Source organism: Stenotrophomonas sp. TD3 (genome assembly GCF_001939825.1).
GTDB lineage: Bacteria > Pseudomonadota > Gammaproteobacteria > Xanthomonadales > Xanthomonadaceae > Stenotrophomonas.
Map to the genome: position 1 here is coordinate 426,066 of NZ_MOYM01000001.1, position 19,367 is coordinate 445,432.

21 protein-coding genes are annotated in these 19,367 nt (G+C 63.9%); 6 read left to right on the forward strand and 15 right to left on the reverse strand.

Going from position 1 to position 19,367, the window contains the following annotated elements; all coding sequences use genetic code 11:
• Positions 1-379 precede the first annotated feature (379 nt).
• The 5 genes from BKE09_RS01855 to parA form a co-directional block, all read right to left on the reverse strand.
• On the reverse strand, positions 380-2,365 hold the full coding sequence (locus tag BKE09_RS01855; protein WP_033453514.1) for a relaxase/mobilization nuclease and DUF3363 domain-containing protein: 1,986 nt from the start codon (positions 2,363-2,365) through the stop codon (positions 380-382).
• Between the two features lie 448 nt (positions 2,366-2,813).
• Positions 2,814-3,401: a S26 family signal peptidase gene (locus tag BKE09_RS01865; RefSeq protein ID WP_043549468.1), complete on the reverse strand. Its 588-nt coding sequence runs from the start codon at positions 3,399-3,401 to the stop codon at positions 2,814-2,816.
• The gene (locus tag BKE09_RS01870) at positions 3,398-3,931 is read right to left on the reverse strand and encodes a DUF2840 domain-containing protein (RefSeq protein ID WP_043549469.1); all 534 of its coding nucleotides are present in this window, start codon (positions 3,929-3,931) and stop codon (positions 3,398-3,400) included. The genes BKE09_RS01865 and BKE09_RS01870 overlap by 4 nt, the downstream gene beginning before the upstream one ends.
• Entirely contained in the window at positions 3,928-4,212 is a 285-nt protein-coding gene (locus tag BKE09_RS01875; protein WP_009523273.1) for a hypothetical protein, read from the reverse strand. Before BKE09_RS01875 ends, BKE09_RS01870 begins: the two co-directional genes overlap by 4 nt.
• Positions 4,209-4,847 (reverse strand): ParA family partition ATPase, encoded by a 639-nt coding sequence (parA, locus tag BKE09_RS01880; protein WP_043549470.1) that lies wholly within the window; start codon positions 4,845-4,847, stop codon positions 4,209-4,211. The genes BKE09_RS01875 and parA overlap by 4 nt, the downstream gene beginning before the upstream one ends.
• On the opposite strand from parA, the gene BKE09_RS23825 reads away from it, so the two are divergent.
• A complete protein-coding gene (locus BKE09_RS23825) occupies positions 4,846-4,974 on the forward strand; it encodes a hypothetical protein (protein ID WP_254916311.1) in 129 nt (42 codons plus the stop codon). The genes parA and BKE09_RS23825 overlap by 2 nt on opposite strands.
• A gap of 162 nt (positions 4,975-5,136) precedes the next feature.
• Here the strand turns inward: BKE09_RS23825 and BKE09_RS01890 are convergent, their stop codons facing one another.
• The 4 genes from BKE09_RS01890 to BKE09_RS01905 all read right to left on the reverse strand — a co-directional run bounded on the left by BKE09_RS01890 (position 5,137) and on the right by BKE09_RS01905 (position 7,807).
• Entirely contained in the window at positions 5,137-5,994 is an 858-nt protein-coding gene (locus tag BKE09_RS01890) for a replication initiator protein A (RefSeq protein ID WP_043549471.1), read from the reverse strand.
• A gap of 26 nt (positions 5,995-6,020) precedes the next feature.
• Positions 6,021-6,302: a helix-turn-helix domain-containing protein gene (locus tag BKE09_RS01895; RefSeq protein WP_043549472.1), complete on the reverse strand. Its 282-nt coding sequence runs from the start codon at positions 6,300-6,302 to the stop codon at positions 6,021-6,023.
• A gap of 83 nt (positions 6,303-6,385) precedes the next feature.
• The gene (locus tag BKE09_RS01900; protein WP_043549474.1) at positions 6,386-7,147 is read right to left on the reverse strand and encodes a DUF2285 domain-containing protein; all 762 of its coding nucleotides are present in this window, start codon (positions 7,145-7,147) and stop codon (positions 6,386-6,388) included.
• A gap of 309 nt (positions 7,148-7,456) precedes the next feature.
• A complete protein-coding gene (locus BKE09_RS01905) occupies positions 7,457-7,807 on the reverse strand; it encodes a DUF2958 domain-containing protein (protein ID WP_043549475.1) in 351 nt (116 codons plus the stop codon).
• 240 nt (positions 7,808-8,047) lie between these two features.
• On the opposite strand from BKE09_RS01905, the gene BKE09_RS01910 reads away from it, so the two are divergent.
• Both BKE09_RS01910 and BKE09_RS23125 read left to right on the forward strand, forming a co-directional pair.
• Entirely contained in the window at positions 8,048-8,356 is a 309-nt protein-coding gene (locus BKE09_RS01910; protein WP_043549476.1) for a helix-turn-helix transcriptional regulator, read from the forward strand.
• Positions 8,357-8,371: 15 nt separating this feature from the next.
• Positions 8,372-9,091 (forward strand): hypothetical protein, encoded by a 720-nt coding sequence (locus BKE09_RS23125; RefSeq protein WP_075676544.1) that lies wholly within the window; start codon positions 8,372-8,374, stop codon positions 9,089-9,091.
• A gap of 92 nt (positions 9,092-9,183) precedes the next feature.
• Here BKE09_RS23125 and BKE09_RS01920 read toward each other — a convergent pair whose 3' ends face one another.
• From BKE09_RS01920 to BKE09_RS01950, 5 genes are all read right to left on the reverse strand, one after another.
• Positions 9,184-9,498, reverse strand: coding sequence for a DUF736 domain-containing protein (locus BKE09_RS01920; RefSeq protein ID WP_043549477.1), 315 nt, complete (start codon positions 9,496-9,498; stop codon positions 9,184-9,186).
• A gap of 802 nt (positions 9,499-10,300) precedes the next feature.
• Complete coding sequence (locus BKE09_RS01930) at positions 10,301-10,693, reverse strand: YkvA family protein (RefSeq protein ID WP_043549479.1); 393 nt, start codon at positions 10,691-10,693, stop codon at positions 10,301-10,303.
• 285 nt (positions 10,694-10,978) lie between these two features.
• Positions 10,979-13,030 (reverse strand): ParB/RepB/Spo0J family partition protein, encoded by a 2,052-nt coding sequence (locus BKE09_RS01935; RefSeq protein WP_075674711.1) that lies wholly within the window; start codon positions 13,028-13,030, stop codon positions 10,979-10,981.
• A gap of 78 nt (positions 13,031-13,108) precedes the next feature.
• Positions 13,109-13,933 (reverse strand): DUF932 domain-containing protein, encoded by an 825-nt coding sequence (locus tag BKE09_RS01940; protein ID WP_043549481.1) that lies wholly within the window; start codon positions 13,931-13,933, stop codon positions 13,109-13,111.
• A 960-nt stretch (positions 13,934-14,893) separates the two neighbouring features.
• Entirely contained in the window at positions 14,894-16,120 is a 1,227-nt protein-coding gene (locus BKE09_RS01950; RefSeq protein ID WP_016452448.1) for an IS256 family transposase, read from the reverse strand.
• Positions 16,121-16,141: 21 nt separating this feature from the next.
• On the opposite strand from BKE09_RS01950, the gene BKE09_RS01955 reads away from it, so the two are divergent.
• A complete protein-coding gene (locus BKE09_RS01955; RefSeq protein ID WP_139319605.1) occupies positions 16,142-16,942 on the forward strand; it encodes a hypothetical protein in 801 nt (266 codons plus the stop codon).
• A 27-nt stretch (positions 16,943-16,969) separates the two neighbouring features.
• Here BKE09_RS01955 and radC read toward each other — a convergent pair whose 3' ends face one another.
• The gene (radC, locus tag BKE09_RS01960; RefSeq protein WP_043549483.1) at positions 16,970-17,479 is read right to left on the reverse strand and encodes a DNA repair protein RadC; all 510 of its coding nucleotides are present in this window, start codon (positions 17,477-17,479) and stop codon (positions 16,970-16,972) included.
• Between the two features lie 373 nt (positions 17,480-17,852).
• On the opposite strand from radC, the gene BKE09_RS01965 reads away from it, so the two are divergent.
• Together BKE09_RS01965 and BKE09_RS01970 are read left to right on the forward strand one after the other, a co-directional pair.
• Positions 17,853-18,044 (forward strand): type II toxin-antitoxin system RelB/DinJ family antitoxin, encoded by a 192-nt coding sequence (locus tag BKE09_RS01965; protein ID WP_015476707.1) that lies wholly within the window; start codon positions 17,853-17,855, stop codon positions 18,042-18,044.
• Positions 18,045-18,072: 28 nt separating this feature from the next.
• Positions 18,073-19,365 carry a DUF2130 domain-containing protein gene (locus tag BKE09_RS01970; RefSeq protein WP_075674712.1) on the forward strand — a complete coding sequence of 431 codons (1,293 nt, stop codon included), beginning with the start codon at positions 18,073-18,075 and terminating at the stop codon, positions 19,363-19,365.
• Positions 19,366-19,367: the final 2 nt, after the last annotated feature.

Consider the following 19,367-nt stretch of genomic DNA (forward strand, 5'->3'; position numbering starts at 1 on the left):
GGGGCGTGCTCAAGCACAGGCTGGAACGGACGTAGGCGCGAATGCCTCTTTCCGATCCCGGAATAGAGAACAGCCCTAAGAATAAGGGCTGGCGAACCACGGCCAGTCGAACGTATAGCCTCGTGCGAGCGAAGATTGATTAAGAAAACGGCTCGCTGCGAGACTGATAGTTACACTGGTAATACTCCGAATTGACTGGTCGTAGGTTTAAGGGTTGCCTTGGGATTTTAACCGTTTTTTTGCGCAGCAGCAAGCTGCATCTGCACGGGCCTTCGACGCTTTCCTACGTCACCGGACCAGCAGAGTTGAGATTGTGGGCTGCTGAAGATTCAGTGGCCGATCAATCTGGCATTTTTCTCGGCCATCCGGCTATGCATGCTCAATCAGTGGTGAATCCTCGTTGCCTACCAAGGCTCCAAGATACGCTGCCGCCGTGCACCGTTGCGGCGAGCTGCTGTCCCAGCCGTTGCTCGATCACCGGCTTCCACGGCACCAGGCTGAAGCCCATGCCGTCATCGAGCATGGCGTAGCGCCCGCTGGCAAGCATGACGGAGCGCCTGTAGATGCCAGCCACGCGCTGCCCGTCGTTCACTGCGCGGTGCTCCAGTCCGGTTTCGGTGGCAATGTCCTTTGCGGCCTGCGCCAGTTCCCGGTTGCGCAGCGTGCCCAGCAGGTTGCGGGCCAGGATCACCCGCTGCCCGCGCCGCTCGGCCAGCCCCTGTTCTGCCAGGAAGTCGGCACGCTGCTGCATCGCCTGCTTGGCTTCGCTTCCAAAACCCAAGTCGCCCAGCCCCTTGCCGCCGCCGATCAACTGCTGGTCGAGCCAGGTGGCGCCGATCACGCGGGCCTGCCGCTCGATGGGCAGGTGCGATTTCAACTCTACGGCCACGCCGCCCAAACGCTGCGCGTCGTAGCGGCGGCCCTGCTCGGGCAGATCGCCTGGCACCTTCCATAGACCTTCGGTGACACGTTCCACGATGCCGGCTCGGCGCAGGGCTTCCAGACGGCGAACGTGGGCTGCCACGACCTCCCGCGCGTCACGGCCGGGCACGGCCTGACCCTGCGCGATGGCGAGGTGATGGTCGGTGCGGTACAAACCATCGTTCGCCAGCGCGGCAATGTTCTTGTCGGCCGCGCGCACGTCGGCCGATCCCTTCACTTCCACCACGGCGCCGGCCGAATAGTTCGCCAGTTCGTCGTGGGCGTTGAGCGCGACGTAGTGGGCCTTGCCGTCCACCCCGTCGATGACCAGATAACCTCGGTCGCGCAGCTCGTCGGCCAGCCCCTTCGCGGCTACGCGGCCGAGGATGGTTCGGCCATCGTCGCCCGGCTCGAAAACCGCCAGCTCGCGCGGCTGGCCGCTCATGGCCCGCTGCATGGTTCGGATAATGTCGCCACGCTCGCCCAGGGCGCGCAAGGTCTTCTCCGCGTCCGCATGGACGGCCCAGGTGCCGGGCTGTGTCTCGTCGGCCAAACCCAGGCGCTGCAAGCGTTGCAGGCGGCCGATCAGCAGCAGGCGCTGGCGTTGCAGCCGGGGTTCATTGAAGCGTTCGATCTGCACCCGGCCATCGTCGTCGGCCTCACGTTGCAGCGTGCGATCCAGGCTCGTCCACCGCTCCTGTTCCACCTCGCGCTGCAAGGTCTGCTGGATCTCCAGCTCGGTGCGCGGCCCCAGCCATTCGGTCGCCAGTTCGGCGGCACGATGGCGGAAGCCATCGGCGATGTAGTCGCCCGCGATGATGAGGTCTTTGCCTGTGTCGTCGCACCCGCGCACGACGATGTGCGTGTGCGGGTTGTCGGTGTTCCAGTGGTTGACGGCCACCCATTCCAGCCGCGTGCCTAGGTCGGCCTCCATGCGGCCCATCAGATGCCGCGTGTAGGTGCGCAGGTCTTCCAGCTCCGCGCCGTCCTCAGGCGAGAGGATGAAGCGGAAATGGTGCCGGTCGTCGGCGCAGCGTTCCTTGAAGGCGTCAAGGTCTGCGGCATCGGTGTGCGGCCCGTAGGCTTGGCCCGGCTCGCCGTCGCGGCCCACGCCGTCGCGCTCGATGTAGCGCAGGTGCTTGGCGAGCGACTGCGGGCTGGCCCGCTGGTGATTCACCAGCAGCGTTTTGATGGTCACGCGCCGGGACATGGGCGTCAGCTTCGCCCCGGCGAAGCGCGCTGCCGTGTGGCCGCGCCCGAGGCGCGAGCCGGGGCGTTGGCCGGTGCCACGCGCCGACGCCGGACGGCGCACCGTGGACTTGCCGCTGCTGGCCTTGCCCGCCTGCTTGAGCACCTTGGAAACGAAACTCTGCCCCTGGCCCTTGCCCCGGTTCTTCGGGGCGCTGGGACGCACCCGGAAATCGTCGTCGCTGCGGTCGCTCATGGCTTCGCTCCTTGAAAGCTGCGGCGTGCCCCGGCGTGCGAAGCACGCGGACATGCCTGCATTGGCGCGGGCCTCGCGCCACACGCGGCACGGCAGCGAAGCCGCTGCGTGCCGCGCCACCCCCACGTGCAGACTGGCTTTCGACGCGGCCCGGTGCCGCGTCCTTTTGTCTTGCCTTCCGCCTTTGCCCCTCGCTGTCGCTCCGGGCAGCGGCGGCCCGGCGGCGCTGCTGCGTGAGCAGCCAGCGCGCCGGCGAACGCGGCGACGGCCATAGGCCGGGCGCGTTCGAGGCAAGACGCCTGCACGGTGGACGGCTGCGCCGGAGGCAGCGCGAAGTGCGGTGCGACTGCACCCGCACTGCACGCGCGACGACACGGCGACGGCCAGCAGAACGACACGCCCGATGGCACGATGAGATGCACGGCGACGTGCAGCGAATCGGCGGCCATCATGGGCGGAACTCCAGCCAGACCGGATGCGCGACCCCGATCACGGCGGATGTGCTGACCGGCCCGAAATACCGGCTGTCGAACGACGCCGGGTTGGTCACACTCAAGAGGAACAGTTCGCCGGGTTCGAGACGGCGGCATTGCTGCCAGGATGGCAGCGACCGGCCCCAGCGGTCAGCAGGCAGCACGGCGGCCGAAGGCACGCCGTCGATGCGGACAATGCCGCCAGCGATGCACACTTCCTGCGGCGCGACGGCGCCCACGCGCTTCAGCAGCGGCACGCGCGCCGGCAGATAGCCGCGCTGCGCGGCCAGCGCAGCGGCATCTGGCGGCAGCGTGGTCAGGACGATGCTGTCCACGGACAAAGGACGTGGCAGCGAGTCGGTGCCGTGGCCCTGCGGATCGACGCGATACCAGCCGACCGCCACGCTGTCGGACGGGTTGTAGATCAGGCGCGGCAGCGGATGCACAAAGGACGCCCAGGCCAACGCAGCGAGGCCGCAGGCGGACAGGCCCGCCAGCACGATGCGAGCGCGCAGGCGCGAGCGAGGACGTGGGGCGGTGCCGGTAGTCGAAACGGCGTTCATGGCAGCGCGCTCCCGATGAGCCATGCGGCGTGCCGCTCGGCGGTGTATTCGGGCAGCGGCAGGCGCGCAGCGAGCCGGTTGGCGAGCGTGTGCCAGTACACGGGAGAGGCGCCAACAGGCGCGATGCCCAGCGCCTCGATGGCGTCGATGCGCTCCAGCACGGCGCGCACCTGATTTTCGCCCTCAGCGTGCAGCAGCAGGCGCGCGCCCGGCTGCACGCCGGTAATGCGCTGCGCCGCATCGAGCGGCGTGCAAGCCTGCATCACCATGAGCTGCCAGCGAATCGTGCCGTAGTCGTTGGCCTGCCAGCGGATGCGGCACAACATGGCGCCCGGCAGGAACACCGCGCAGCGCCGCCAGCGGTCGAGCTGGTGCGTGCGCGCAGGTTCGCCGAAGCGCAGGTAGAGTTTGAAGCGCGGTTCGATGTAGGCCAGTGCCACGCGCGTCAACGGCGCGCTGGCAGGCTGGCCGGAAGGTACTGCGAGCGCAGCCGTAGCCGCGCCAGCGGCAGGCGAAGCGGATGCGGTCATGGGGTGTTCTCCCTGCGATGCTCTGGAAACTCCCGCTCCAACAGGCCGCGCAGCAGGTCGGCCACGGTCACGCCTTGCGTGAAGGCAGACACCTTGATGCGCGCGCGCATGGCGGGCGTGATGTCGAGGGTCAGGCGGGCGGTGTAGAGGTCGCCCTTGCCCAGCGCATCGGCGTCGCCTTGGCGAATCCACGCCTCGGCGTGCGGATTCGCGGGCGGACGCGCGCCGATGCCGACGCGCTTTACCGTGCGTTTGCTGTTTGGTGGCGGCTTCGCTGTCATGTCGGCCACCGCAGCAGTTCGTCCACCAGGGCGGTGATTTCACGCGTGGCGGCGCTGTCCGGCGCCGTCTCGCGTGCCAGCCGGCCAGCGGCCACGCTGTCGGCGAACACGATGCGTTGATGCACTTCCGAGCGCAGCGCAGGAAGCGGTTGGTCGGCCAGCGCCTGGCGCGCTTCGCGCCCGATGACGGTGGTACTGATGCGCCGATTGATGACGAAGGCCGCACGCAACGCAGGCCGAAACACCTGCGCCTCGCGGATCAGCGCCACCATCTCGGCGCTGGCCCACAGGTCGTAGGGGCTGGGCTGCACGGGGATCAGCACGCGCTCGGCCGCCAGCAGCGCGGAGCGCGCCAGTGCCGCGATGCGTGGCGGGCCGTCGATGATGACGTGATCGGCTCGCCTGGCGAGTTCTGGCGCCTCTTGGTGCAGCGTTTCGCGTGCGAGGCCCACGGCGCTGAACAGCCTTGGCAAGCCTTGCTGGCTTCTGCGCTGTGTCCAGTCCAGCGATGAACCCTGCGGGTCGGCATCGAGCAGAACGACATGCTGGCCGCGCAACGCCAGCTCGCCGGCGATGTGCGTGGCGAGCGTGGTCTTGCCCACGCCGCCTTTCTGGTTGAGCAGAGCGACGATCATGACGCGGCCCTCCATGCTGGAAAGCCTTGCTTTGATCGGTCTGCAAAACCTGTCGGCTGCTGGCTGGTATTGCCTGCCGTTTGTGGCCGCGTGGTGGTTGTCCACCGCAGCGGCGTTTCCCTACTAAAAGTTAGAGAAATTAAGTTAGGGAAGTTAGAGGGCGCACAAACCCAATGCTGGCGTGGGTTTGCGGTCGATCGGCACGCCTGATAGCACGATAGTCCCACGCCTGATAGCACGATACCCCGCACGCCTGATAGCACGACACCATTCACAGGCTTTCCCGAAGTTATCCCCGTGCCGTCTGCGGCACGGGTCGGAACGTCAGCAACTCCATGCCGTTGTCGGGCATCCGCTCGATGCCCAGGACGTAGCCGGGCAGCGACTGTCGCGCGACCAGCGCGCGCAGGTCGCAGGCGAAGTCGTAGGGCTTGGCGGTGCTGCCGGATTTCTGGTGCAGGTAGCGGAAGTCGAACTGCCAGCCGTATGCCTGCTTGCCGCCGTGCTTGCGCACCAGCCGGTACAACCACCGCTCGATGCCGCCGGTCAGTCGGAAATACGCCGGGTCGATGGTCAGGACCAGGGCAGCGTCGAGCACGCCCGCATAGAACCAGTCCGGCAGGATCAGCTCGATGCCCAGCGGCGTGCCGCTGGCATCGGCCAGTTCCTTCCATTCGTTGATCCATGAGAAGCGATGCAGGCGCCGGCCTGTCGTCTCGCGGATGGACGTGGCCACCGTGGTCGATTGCAGGCGATCCAGCGCAGCCTTGAGGCGCTGGTAGTCGCGCAGCGACTTGCCGCGCCCGATGAAGCGCAGGATCTCGTAGGGCGTGGCGTGCATCAGCCGCGACGGCCGCAGGCCCGCGTCCTTCGCTTCCACGATCTGCGAGGCCGCCCAGATCAGCACGTCCGCATCCCAGATCGTGGCGATGCCGTGCTCCTGCGTGCCTTCCACGCGGATCGTCACGTTGCCCGCGCGGAAGTCGATGGGTTTGACCCGCTTGGACTTGCCGAGCGAGAAGAACGGATAGGCCATCAAATCCTGGCTGTCGCGCGGCGCCACGTCGCCGGGCAAGGCGCGGAACAGGTCGAGCTGTTCGCGCTCCTGCAACGGCCGCTGCCGGGACGGCAGCGCGGTGCTGGACATGGCGATGGCCTGCCGCGCGCCGCCGATCAGCGCGCACGGCTGTCGGCCGAGTGGTGCTCGGCGTATTCGGGGTCGGAAGTCGTCTCGAAACTGCGGTCGGTGGCCCAGGCATCGAGGTCGGCCACGGCGTACATGACGCGGCGGCCGAACTTGCGAAAGCGCGGGCCGCCGCCGATCACGCGCTGCTTTTCCAGCGTGCGCGGCGACAAGCGCAGGTACTCGGCGGCTTCGTCGTTGGTGAGATAGCGTTGGGGCTGCGCGGCAGCGGTCGAGACAGTGGCGGCAGGCCGCAAGGGAGCGGGACGCATGGTGTGAACCTCCATCGGTTGAAAGCGCCCGGCCACACAGCGCGACCGGATGGAGGCAGTCTCAAGAAGCGAGGGGTTTTAGATCAGGGCCGTTCTGCATCCACATCAAAACGACCCTTCTCAAGCGGCGGAAGCTGTGCTAATCGGCGGTAGCCACCACGCATCAGCGCATCGCTGCGATGCACCAGGCGGCGCACCTTGGAGCGCAGCCCGCCATCGCTGTACCAATCGGCTGCGGCATCTACGCCGAACAGTCCTTCCGCGACTTCACGCAAGGACGCGCCCGCGAGGGTCGCGTCGAGCGCCTGCAAGCTGTGCAGTTCCAGCAGCGCGGTAGGTGTCGGCCGGGGCTTGGCGGCCGCCAGTGCCGCTTGGAGCGAATGACCGCGCGCGGGTGCGGCAGCCTCGCCGCGGTGGGCATAGGCCACGGCCATGCCGTCTTCCAGGCCGGGGGCGAGCGCGAAGCGCAGGCAATGACCTGGGCTGCGCGCGATCAGCGCCAGCCCTTTGCCGTCATGCAACAGTTGCTTGTGGCCGGGGATGCGCCAGAACGCGAAGGTCGCCGCATCCTGTGGCGGATCGGCATCAGGGTAGAGCTGCACCAAGGCGGCATGGCCGGGCAGCCAAGCCGGATGCGCGTCGCGCGCATCGAGCGCCGGGTCTTCCAGCAGGCGCAAGCCCCAGCGATGCGCCATGTCTGGCCGGCGATGACGGCGAAGCCAGTCGAGCCGGTAGTCGGGATGCCTGCGCAAATACTCCCAAGCGAGCGCGAGCGCATCCAGCCAAAAGACATACAGGTATGCGGCAGTCGGATACCAATGCGCGAGGTGATGAGGATTGACCATGACGCCTCCTCCTGCGAACAGGACTCGCCGCCACGGAAGAACTACGCGCTACATCGCCATCGTCAGAGCGTCATGGGTTAAAAAGGCGGATGAGGTTGTCAAGACCGATTGGCTCCGATGCGTTGCGATATTCGTCTCAATGATGCGGCGGCAGCGCCCCGAACTTGGAGTGCTGCACAGGCCAGCCTGCCGCAGCCCGCGCTGGGCATCATGTCTATTTGGATCAGACTGGTGGGGCTACGCCGCAAGAATGCTGATTAAGACCTGCCCGGTATGACGTCAGACTGAAAAAGTCACAGTCGGCCGTATTCAGTCCGGGATCGCGCCGTCGCGCTCGGCCAGCCGGGTGTACTCCGACAGCGTGCGCGTGGGGTGGAAATAGCGGTCGCGCAGCACGGGCTGCTGGCGCGGCCCGACGATGCCGGCCAGCTCGGACAGCTTGACGGTTCCCTGCGCCGGCATCCCGATTCCCAGGTCGATGAGTCCCCAGGCGGTGTCACCATCGACCGGATCGAGTGCGGCCAGCAGCCAGGTCACATGCGCGTCCGGCGTGAACAGCCGCACCACGGGTACCGGGTCGATGGCCCGGCCAGCGGCGCGGGCCTCGCCGTTGGCGAGCAGTTGCGCGCGCTCCGGGACGGTGGCGAGTGGCTGGGGCATGGTCGGCAATCCCACAAATCCAATGATGCACGAACGCGGTTCCACGTCGAAGCGCAGAACCGCGAAACCGGATTTACGCCTTCGTGCGCAAGCACGGATGCGCTTGCGTGGCTTTGCTGGAACCCGCCGATGCGGATTTCCGTAAAGGCACAAAAACGTAGAACACCAAATGAACACTATAGATTGTAGCTCTATAGGGCGCAATAGGCTGTCATCTTGGTTTTTCGAGGGAAACCATAGGTGGCGGCTGGGAACTCATTGGCGAAGGCGTTGAAGACAGTCAGGAAGGCGCGTGGCTTGAGCCAGGAAGCCTTCTCTGACGTGTCCAGCCGTACCTATATGAGTACCCTGGAGCGCGACCTGAAAAGTCCGACCCTGCACAAGTTGACCGAGCTGTGCGAGGTGATGGAGATCCACCCGCTCACGCTGCTGACGCTTGCCTTTGCGGGCGACAGCCCACGCAAGGCCGACGAGCTGCTGGCGCAGGTGCGCCAGGAACTGGACCTCATTGCGCAGATTGACGTAGAAACCCATCAGAAGAAACGTTGAACAGGGTATTTGTTGGTGAACCTCCCGCTTGTAGATACGTTTTCCCCTCCCTATGAGGCTTGGGAAACGAGAAATGCCACGCTCGAAGAAATGCTGGCAGCAGGAAATCCCCATCTGCCTGTCAAAGTCAGACTGAAAGCAACTATCTCCAACGCCAATGAAGCGGCCAACTACATGGCGGCAGTCAGTGCTGACAATGGTCTTGGAAACTTCATCGACGATGCTTTGGATCGCAGCGCTGCATACAAGTCTTGGAGACAGGCGATGCCGTCCAAGACGCCAGACGAACTCTCACGGTATCAGAAACTCTACCCGCACTGCGATTTCAAGCAGGTTTCCGCAGAGATAGAAGCGGTCGGCGGCGTGCTCAGTGAAGGTCAATGCCTTTTCCACGCAGGACTATGGCCCGGCGGCAATGGCTTTGTTGCAGATCGTCCACTGTCCACTTCATTCTGCCCCCAGGTCGCCTTGCGCAACGCAGACCATAAGGGTAAAGGCTATGACGCAAATAGGATTGACCTGTTTGTTTTAAGAGCGATCAGCCCGAAGACCAAGGTCTTTGCTTACAGGCGGAAAGGGACCAATCTTGGCCACGAAAGCGAAGTCCTGTTCGCCGCAGGTGCGGAACTGTCGTTGAGATCGGAACTTCAGGTGAATACAAACTATCCGGCTGGGAAGTGGGGATTCCCCGACAAGCGAATATCGGTTTACGTTCTGACCGTCGATATTTCGTAGTCGGCGCTGGCCGACGAATTCTTGCGAGGCAAGCAAAGGCGACAGTGCTGCCAGGACAGCGCCCCGCCGCGATGGGCGGGGCGCTGCGGCGGTCACGCCGCCTTGGGCTTGCTGCGCGACCAGATCAGGTCGTGCGTGCCGTCCTCGTTCTCGATCAGGCGGGCATAGATCGTCGCCGGGAACGAAGGATCATCGAGGGATACGGACACGTAGGACCGCCCGGCCTCGCTGGTCTTCTTCCACGCCGCGCCGATGTCGTGGCCGGCCGCCTGCAGGCGGAAGTCGGGGGCGTTCTCGGTGTCGCCCTTGTCGTTGGGAACCAGCTTGACCTTGACGTTGAGCGTCAGGGTGCGAAGTGTGCCGGTGAAGCCGTCTTTGTCTGCGGTGAAGGTGCCGATGTTGGCCATGATGTTTCTCCTTTCGGTTGAACAAGGTTCGCGCCCATCGCGTCCTTGTTGTGATCCGGCCGGCGGGGGACGGGCTGGCTGCACCGCTTGCGGTCGCAACGCAGTGGAGAGCCGGGAGGCGAAAAGAATTTGCTGCGCGAGGAAGCCGCGTAGCGGCGGGGAAATTGTTTTCGCCGGACGGTTGCAGCCATAAGCCCGAGGCGCAGCCGCGCCCCCACCAGGATTCACAACGAGACAAGGACGCCTTGGGCCGAACCGCTCCGAAAGGAGATGGGGCCGACTCGGCATCCCTGCCCGAAGGCTTCTCCGGCTTGCCCACTGACGCGGGCCAGGTCAACCATCCGACGACAAGCGAGAACGCCCCCGCCGCACCTGGCGGCGCCGCTCTTGAGGCGTGGCGTGCAAGCTCCATAGCGATGCCGGGCGGGTTGTCCGTGAACCGTCCTTCGTGACGTGATGGGCAGGAACCACCAGCGTTGAGGACGGCACGCACCTGCACAACCTGCCGCAGCGAGCGCCAGCGTGTTCGCCGGCGCCCCGCCCATCGCGGCGGGGCGCTGGCCGGGCCGATCCGGCGCAGCCGGTTCGGCGGCATCGAGGGGCGCCAAGCATCGCGCGGCGGGGATAGCCCGCAGGGCTTTCCCCTGGAGGCAAGCGAAGCGCGCAGCGCCGCAGGCGCGAAGGCGTGAGGGATTGAAGCCGAATGGCCGTGACAGCGAAGTCGGCACGGGGCGCAGCCCGAAAGCCCGGCGGCGCTGTGCGCCGACACGCCTAGGCCGGTCATCCCGAAATCAACGACAAGCTACAGATGCGACTGGAGCCAGAACCACAGCCCCGCACCCACCACCAGCCACACAGCCACAATCAGCACTGCACCGAATCGGCTTCGGGGCTTGGCCCCTTCCACCCGCATCCATTCATCGGCTTGGATACGGCATTCCGCCAGCACCTCGGCCGGCAGCAGCTTCACGGTCAGCCAGATCAGGACAGGCAGCAGGATCATGTCATCCAGATAACCCAGCACGGGGATGAAATCGGGAATCAGGTCGATGGGACTCAAAGCATAGGCCACCACGAACAGCCCCAGGGCCTTGGCATACCACGGTGTCAGAGGATGCTTGCCCGCAAACCACAGCGTCACGCCATCGCGCTTGATACGCTTGGCCCAGGTCTTCAAGGTGATGCTGATGGTCATGGTGCAAAAGGATGCCATGCGCAGTAATGGCACTGCGCCCATCGCGGCCGCGATGCCGTCAACTCCGCCGCCTGAGCCACTGCGAAGGCGGCGGCGTTCTGACTCGGCTGCCCGCTTTGAACACCGGGCGCGGCCACTGCCGCGCCCGGATTTTTTCGTCCACCGCGCCCAGGGCGGAACGGCTTGGGTGCGGTGCTGGTCGGGTTATTTCTTCGTTTCGATGAGCCGCCATACAACGCAAAGCGCCCCGGTCATCGAGGCCGAGGCGCTTGCTGTCGGCGCGGGTCAAGCGGCCAGCGCCACAGTGGCTTCATCCGCCATTGCCTCGGCACCCTCCGGTGCGTCGTCCTGCTCCTGCGGTTCTGCCTGCGAGGCTTGCGGCGCTTCGGCCTTGAAGATGGCAGGCATCCAGCCCGTGCCATCGGCCAGCCGCTCGGCTTCGCTGGCAATGTCGGCCTTCTTCAACTTCGCCAGCCGGGCAACCTGCTCCGGTGCGTACTCGCCCACGGCTTGCAGGATCGCGGCCTTGGAAACGTGTTTGAAGTAGCCTGCTGCGGTCGGCTTCCACCATGCGGCCATGTCGAGGCGCACGGCCTGCGCCAGTTCCTCGCCGGGCCGGTGCACCGTGGCGCGAGGCGTCATCACGTCCACCGTGAAAGCCACGCACACGGCCAGCAACCGCACCAGCTCGTCTTGCGGCTTCGCCAGCAGCGCGGCGAACAGTTCGGCGCCGTCCTCCGGCAAGGCAACACCTGCCACCTGCTGCAGTTCGCACAGCGCCACGGCGGCAGGCGATTCCGGCCAGTCCGGGGCCATGCCCTCCAGCCGGTCTTGCACTTTAAGGCTCACGCCCAGCGGCAGGTCATGCCCATAGTGGCGCTCCTGCAAGACGGTCTGCACCATGCCATGCACCAGCGCGGCCAGCGCGACGTGCGGATGCCGCGCGACTTCGATTTGCAGCGCCGCCGTGCGGTGGGCGCTCAACCGCTGCGCCAGCCGGTCGGACAGGCTCGCGGCCTTGGGTGCGTCGTCGGCGTCCTCGTGCTCGTCGTTGGCGGCTTCGCCTTCGGTGCTGCCGAAACCGCGCCGCAGCTTGTCGAGCGTGCGCAGCGCCTTCGCCTCGGCTTCGCGCAGCAGGCCGCGATGAATGACGGCCTCGCCGTTGCGGTCGATGGTGATGATGGCACCTGCCACCTCGCGCACCTCGGGGGCGTAGCCTTGTAAGGCGTCCTCCGCGTCTTGCAGTTCCCCGACCGCCTGATCGCGCCGCTGTTCCAGCTTCTCGGCCTTGGCCTCGTCCTCGGCGCCGCAGGCTTCTTCCAGTTCGGCGTCGATCTTTTCGAGGCGGGATTCCAGCGAGGCGATGCGGCGGGCCTCGCGGGTGGTCGGCTCGCGGCGATGGCGCGGGGCGTTCTGGAAAGCCTGCCGTTCCTCGTAGGCCAGATGCGGCACGGCCTCCACCCATGCCCAGCCCTCGGCGCGCACATCCTCGGCCAGCGTTGCCAGCCGGTCGCGCACCAGCGTTTCCAGCACTGCGGTATCGGTGACGTAGGTTCCGGCATCGCCTTCGGCGAACAGGTCACGGCGGATGCCGCCGCCTGCCTGCCGGTAGGCGTCCAGCCCGACGAAGCGCACCAGCGCGTGCGCGGCGTCGATTTCGCGCTCGGTCAGGCGCTCGCGCAGCTTGGACGGGCTGCGCTGCCATTCCGGCGCACCATAGAACGCGGCTTCCTGCGCGGCGTGGTCGTCGGTGATGGTCAAGGCCATCAACTGTTCCAGCGTCACGCCACCGGCCCGGTAGTCGGCCATCAGGCGCGGCGAGACGTTCGCCAGCTTCAAGCGCCGCTGCACCACCAGCGGGGACACGCCGAAGTCGGCGGCAATGTCTTCGATGGGCCGGCCTTCCTTGACTAGCGCGGCGAAGGCCGCGAACTGGTCGGCGGGGTGCATGTTCTCGCGCTGCACGTTCTCCGCGAGGCTGACGGTGCGGGCGCTGGCATCGGCCACCAGCAGGCACGGCACTTCGTAGTCGGTGGGGATGCGCTTCTTCTTCGCCAGCAGCTTCAAGGCGGTCAGGCGGCGATCACCGGCCACCACCTCGTAAGCCTCGCCATCGGCGGAAAGGATGACGATCAGGTTTTGCAGCAGGCCGATGCGGGCAATGCTCGCGGCCAGTTCGGGGATGGACTGGCGCGGGGTCGTGCGGACGTTGCGCTTGGAGCGGCGCGGCAACAGTTGCGAAAGGGGAACCAAGATCAAGTTCTTGGTCGGGTCGGCCACTTCCAGCGGTGCAGCGGCTTCGATGGCGACGGCTTCGGTTTTGAGTACGGCGTTCATGGTGATTTCTCCTAGCGGTTGGGATGCAGCAGCGAGAGAAGCGGCAAGGGCTGCTGCCTGCCCCTGCAGCGTGGGGATTCAGGCTTTCAACTGGCGCAGGCCATCGGCCAGCAGCCACAGGGCGCGGTTCAGGCGCACGTTCTGGTCGATGCTCTGCACGGGCCGGGTGGTCTGGCGGCGGCCATTCGCGGCGCGGGCGGAAAGGCCGCCTTTGGTCAAGTTCTCCTGCGTGCGGTTGAACACGCTCCACAGGTCGCGGCGGTCGTCGTCATGGCGGCGTGGCATCAGGATTTGCGATTCCGTGATGGGCGCGGGCTTGTCCTCGTCGTACTTCAACGCCAGCGCAGCCCGGGCGAACACTTCCGATTCCCCGGCGTCCAGCGTGATCGCGCGCATCGCATCGCGCGATTCCTGCGCCCGGTCGAAGCCATGCAGGACTTCGTAAGCGCCTTCGATGACGTGCCCGGCCACGTCGCCCTTGTGCGGCACGCGCACGTCGGCCACGGTGTCGCCGCAGACAAGGCCATTGCTGCAAACGAAGCGGAACATCCCGGCCAGCATCTGATAGCTGCTGGTGCCGTCATGGGAGTTCAGCAGGATGATTTCGTTGGCCTCGCGGCCGTTGATCTGGCTGGCGTGGCGCAGCCGGATCATGTGCTTGGTGTAGTCGCGGCGGTCGTCGTGGCGCACGCGGGTCTGCGTCACCATGAAAGGCTCGAAGCCTTCCCCGCGCAGTTCTTGCAGCACGGTTGCGGTGGGGATGTAGCTGTACCGCTCGGAGCGGCTTTCGTGCGGGGCTTCCGCGAAGATGGAAGGCGCTACGGCGCGAATCTGGTCATCCGACAAGGGACGTTCCGAACGCAGCACCGGCGAACGGGAAGCGAAACGGGATGCGAGTTGCATGGTCTTTCTCCTGACAAAGAAGGGTTTGCTGTTCACACCGCACACCGGATTCCTAGATTCGGAAGCCCAGCCTTTCGGCTGTTCGGTGCGGTCGGCACGAGGAACCCGGTTGGCCCTGTTGCCACCGTCTTTCCTGAGTTCATCGCCCGCGACGGTCAGGAGCGCGCGAACGGGTGCCGTCAAGGAGGCAAGCGCAGGGTTGGTGCGGCCCGCAGGCGCAGCCGAGGACACGGCCCTGCGCGCCTTGACGGCACACGGGCGCGGGCTACAGTCGCGGACAAGGTGATGAAGTCAGGGGAGACGGCTGGACACGGCAACGGCCTTCCCCTTGCGCTGACTGCATGGCAAGCGAAGCGCGCAGGCCCGGATCTGGAAGCCGGGCCGGAGGCGTCAGGGATACGCAAGGCTGGCGAATGCCAGTCCCGTCAGGGATGAGCGGCCAGCGAACCTGGAGTAGCCCGGTCCGCAAAGCGGAGACGCGCAGCTTGGTTGAGCAGCTTGTTATGCTGATCCGAAGCAGCGAGCAGACACCTGTCTCACCAACCTGCAGGAAACTACTGGCATCACCATGTCGTCATCCCTCGATTCGGCCATCAGGACATCGGCCACCCGTATCAGCCACTACATCGAGGTGCACCGCGGCCATCCCGAGGTCAGCTTTCAGGAGCATGTCCGGCGGCGGTGCAAAGAAAGGGCTGCCCGTGTCAGCTCCCGCAAACTTGTCTACCTGGACACGCTTGCCTGGAAGTGCTTGGCGGACTACCGGCAGGGCAAGACCAACCTGACGCCAGCAATGAAGGAGTTCGGAGCGGCCATGGAGCGCACCGCACAAACGGGACGTTTCGCATTTCCGATCAGTGTTCCCACGTACTTCGAACTGGATTCGATGGTCCACCCGGCGACGCGGGAGTCACTGGAAAGCCTGGGCGTGTCCGAATTTTTGTGTAAACGGTTCGGACTTCAGTTGATAGAGATGCGGTCTCCGAATTCAATGGTAAAGCGGGTCAGCGCAGCTTTCCAATCCCGGATGGGCATGCTCCACTTCTGGCTGATGTTGCGCAGAGCCAGGTAAAACAGCTTGACCAGTGCCTCATCGCTGGGGAATGAGCCTCGGTTCTTGCTCAGCTTCCTCAGGCCCATGTTGACTGACTCAATGGCGTTGGTGGTGTAGATGACCTTGCGGATTTCTGCTGGGTAGTCAAAGAACGGTGTCAGCCGGCTCCAGTTTCTGCGCCAGGACTGACTAATGGGTGGGTACTCGGTATCCCAGCGCTGCTCAAACTCACAGAGCATTAGCTCAGCTTCCTGTACGGTAGCTGCTGTGTAGATGCGACGCAGGTCAGCCGCCACTTCTTTGCGGCGTTTCCATGAGACGTAGTTCAGGCTGTGGCGCACCATGTGCACGATGCACAACTGAACCACTGTCTTGGGAAACACAGCTTCAATAGCCTCAGGGAAGCCCTTGAGGCCATCGACGCAGGCAATGAAGATGTCCTGCACGCCCCGGTTGCGTAGCTCGGTAACCACCTGCAGCCAGAACTTGGCGCCCTCAGTCTGGGCCAGCCATAGGCCCAACACTTCCTTCTCCCCGCTCATGTTGATGCCAATGGCCAGATACACCGCCTTGACCCGCACTGCGCCCTCACGCACCTTCACATGGATGCAGTCCAGATAGACGATAGGGTAAATCGGCTCCAGCGGTCGAGCCTGCCAGGCTTTGACTTCATCAGCCACAGCATCGGTGACCGAAGAAATCAGGCTGGGCGAGACCTCGGTGCCGTACATCTCTTCAAGGTGTGCCTGTATCTCTCGTACCGTCATGCCACGGGCGTACAGCGAGATGATTTTGTCGTCAAACCCTGCCCAGCGGGTCTGGTGCTTGGGAATGAGCTGCGGCTCAAAGCTGCCGTGGCGGTCGCGGGGTACCTCGATGGGCAGTTCGCCGAAATCACCTTTGAGAGTCTTCTTGCTCTTGCCGTTGCGGGTATTGCCAACGGGGTTGGAAACTGCTTCGTTGCGTTCGTGGCCCAAGTGTTCGGTCAGCTCAGCCTCCAGAGCTCGCTCTACCAGTAGCTTGGTCAACTGCTTGAGCAGACCGTTCTCACCAAACAGGTCTTCGGGCTTCTTATAGTTGGCCAGCAGGCCAGACAGCAGTTCTTCGGGTACGTCGTGTTTCTTGGTGTTCATAGTGTTTACGGACAGGCCAGCTTGCGCCGGCTGTTGATTGGCCGTTTACACAAAATTCTGCACACCCTCGAAAGCCTGGTCGACGAGTTCTCCCAAGGGCTTTGCATCACCTCATTCCATGACCGCCTCGGCTCGGAACTGCAGCAGTTGCGGATGAACCGGCTGGATCAGGCCGAAGGCCTGGAGGGCTTCGTGTGCAGCCCCATCGAAATGATGGGGATACCGACGATTTCACTGCCTGATTTCGTCAAGTCGCATGTGGACCAGTCCACGTTCAACAAGGCGTTCTTCGACGCCTTGTCCGAACTCCCGTTCTCGGTCCAGATGCAAGTGGCCGCCAACGCGCCGGGCAAGAAGTGGGACAACTCACGAGGCATTGCCGACCTCAACGACGGCAAGGCCCAGCACCAGTCCGAGATCGTCAATCTCAATACCGGCATCTTCGTCGAGTTGAAGGGCGGCATTGAGGCGTGGTTCGTCAATGAAGGCGTGGCACCCGACTTCCAGCAGATCACTTTGTATGCGGCAAGCGCGATGTACCACTGGCAGCAAGAACCGTCATCGCGCGCCTTGCCGACCATGCGTATCCTCAGTGCGCTGTATGGCCTTATGCGATTCGACCCGAACCGCAAGTACAAGGATGGCGACCCCAACGACTTCCTTGTCGCCGCGTCCTCTCTCCCTGTTGCCCATGCGCTGTTCACGGACAGGAAGTTCGCAAACCTGCTGGCCGACAAGCGGATCGGACTGGACACGTTCCTGGACTGCACGGTGATCGCCGGCTTCGATGACATGGCGCGGTATCTCGAAGCGCAAACATAATGAGACAGGGGACCGAAGCCCCCGACGTCAGATCAGCCCGCGCTCGGCAAAGGATGCCGTACTCGCTCCCGCAACGATGACGTGATCCAGGGTGCGCACGTCCACCAGCGCCAGCGCATCCTTGAGCCGCTGGGTCAGCGCCCGATCGGCCGCACTGGGCTCTGGATCTCCGCTGGGATGGTTGTGCGACAGGATGACCGCCGCCGCATTGAACCGGAGCGCTTCCTTGACCACCTCGCGCGGATAGACCGATGCGCTGTCGATGGTGCCGCGAAACATCTCCGTGTACTCGACCAGCCGATGCCGGGTGTCCAGGAACAGCACCGCGAACACCTCGCACTCCAGCCCCGCCAGCTTGGGCTGCAGGTACGCCTTGACCGCAGCAGGCGAGGAGAAGGAAGCGCCCCGCTGCATCTTCTGGTCGATGACCTGGCGCGCGGCCTCCAGAATCTGATCGGCCGTCGCCGGCGCATAGTGTCCGTGGGTGTCACGCACCAGCACAGCGGTATCGATCGAGGAAAAAGATAGTTGCAACATGATCGTGCTCCGGTTGCTCGGGCGGAATTGCCCGGAACCGTCGGGAGCACGGAGGAGCGCAAGCAGTCAGGGGTCGAAGACGGCCGCAGGACGCCAGCGTGCAAGGCACGCGCCGCCCTTGACGGCGAGCACGCCGTGGTACGGTGAAGGAAACAGCAAGACCGCCCCCCACACTGCACACACCCGTCTTTGGGCAAGCGGAGCGCGCAGGCCCTCAAGGGTCGAAGGCGTTAGGGATCAAAGCCGAATGGCCACGACTCGCAGAGGCGTGGGGCGCAGCCCGCGAGCCCGACGGCGGAACGCTCCCGCGTATCGGTTACATGATGGCACAAATGGGCTACGATGTGGCTACACTTTTCTAGAGTCTGTGTCCATGGCAAGCAGTGATGTCGTTCGCGCCCGGATTGATAAAGAAATCAAGGAGGAAGCCAGCCATGTCTTATCCGGAATGGGGCTGTCGATTTCGGATGCGATTCGCATGCTGCTAACACGCATCGCGACCGATAAGGCCTTGCCTTTCGATCTGAATCGTGTCGCTTCTCCGCTGAAGCGCAAGACTCCATGAGTATGCGAAATATCTTTCAGGACTCGCAATGACAGAGCCAACGATCATTTGCCCAAACTGCAAGACCGAGATTCGGTTAACAGAGTCTCTTGCAGCTCCGCTTATCGCTGCGACGCGTCAGCAGTACGAACAGAAAATCGCACAAAAAGACTTGGATTTCGCCAAGCGCGAACAAAGCCTGCGGGAAAAGGAAAAACAGGTCGCCGAAGAAAAACGCGCTCTCGATGACCAAGTTGCAGATCAGGTTGCAGCACAACTAAAGACCGAGCGCGCACGAGTCATAGCCGATGAAGCCAAGAAAGCCAAGCTCGCGAGTGCGGCAGAGTTCGACGCGAAAGCACGTGAGCTAGTTGAGCTTCAGGAAGTATTGAAGTCACGTGATGAGAAGTTGGCCGAAGCCCAGAAGGCGCAGGCTGACCTGATCAAGAAGCAGCGTGAACTCGACGATGCTAAGCGCGAACTGGAATTGACTGTTGAGAAACGTGTTCAAGAGGGTTTAACAGAAGTGCGGGCCATGGCAGGGCGAGAGGCTGAAGATGGTTTGAAGCTCAAGGTGATGGAGAAAGATCAAACCATCGCGTCGATGCAGCAGAAGATCGAGGAATTGAAGCAAAAGGCAGAACAAGGCTCTCAGCAACTTCAGGGCGAAGTCCAGGAAATGGATCTTGAAAACCTGCTGCGCGCAAAATTTCCATTTGACTCTATCGAGCCTGTTGCAAAGGGAGAGTTCGGTGGTGACGTGCTGCAACGTGTGATCAGCCAAGCTGGACAACCAAGCGGCGAAATACTCTGGGAGTCAAAGCGAACCAAGAATTGGAGCGACGGCTGGCTCTCCAAGTTGCGCGATGATCAGCGAACTGCCAAAGCGGAGGTGTCGGTTCTCGTTAGTCAGGTATTGCCAAAAGGCATTGAAACTTTTGATGTTATTGATGGTGTTTGGGTAACCAGCCCGCGGGCGGTTCTGCCAGTAGCAACGATACTCCGCCACACTCTGCTTCAGGTGAGCATGGCTAGGCAGGTCAGCGAGGGGCAGCAAACCAAGACCGAAATGGTTTATCAGTACCTGACCGGACCGCGATTCCGTCATCGCGTGGAAGCGATCGTTGAAGCATTCTCCTCGATGCAGCAAGACTTGGATAAAGAACGAAAAGCCATCATGAAGCAATGGGCGAAGCGTGAAGAGCAGATCGAGCGTGTGATGGGCGCCACTGTTGGCATGTATGGGGATCTGCAAGGCATAGCAGGTAAGTCACTGCAGGAAATCGAAGGCCTGAGCCTGGTGGCTCTGCCCGGCCCAAATGATGAAGAACAGGGAAGCTGAAA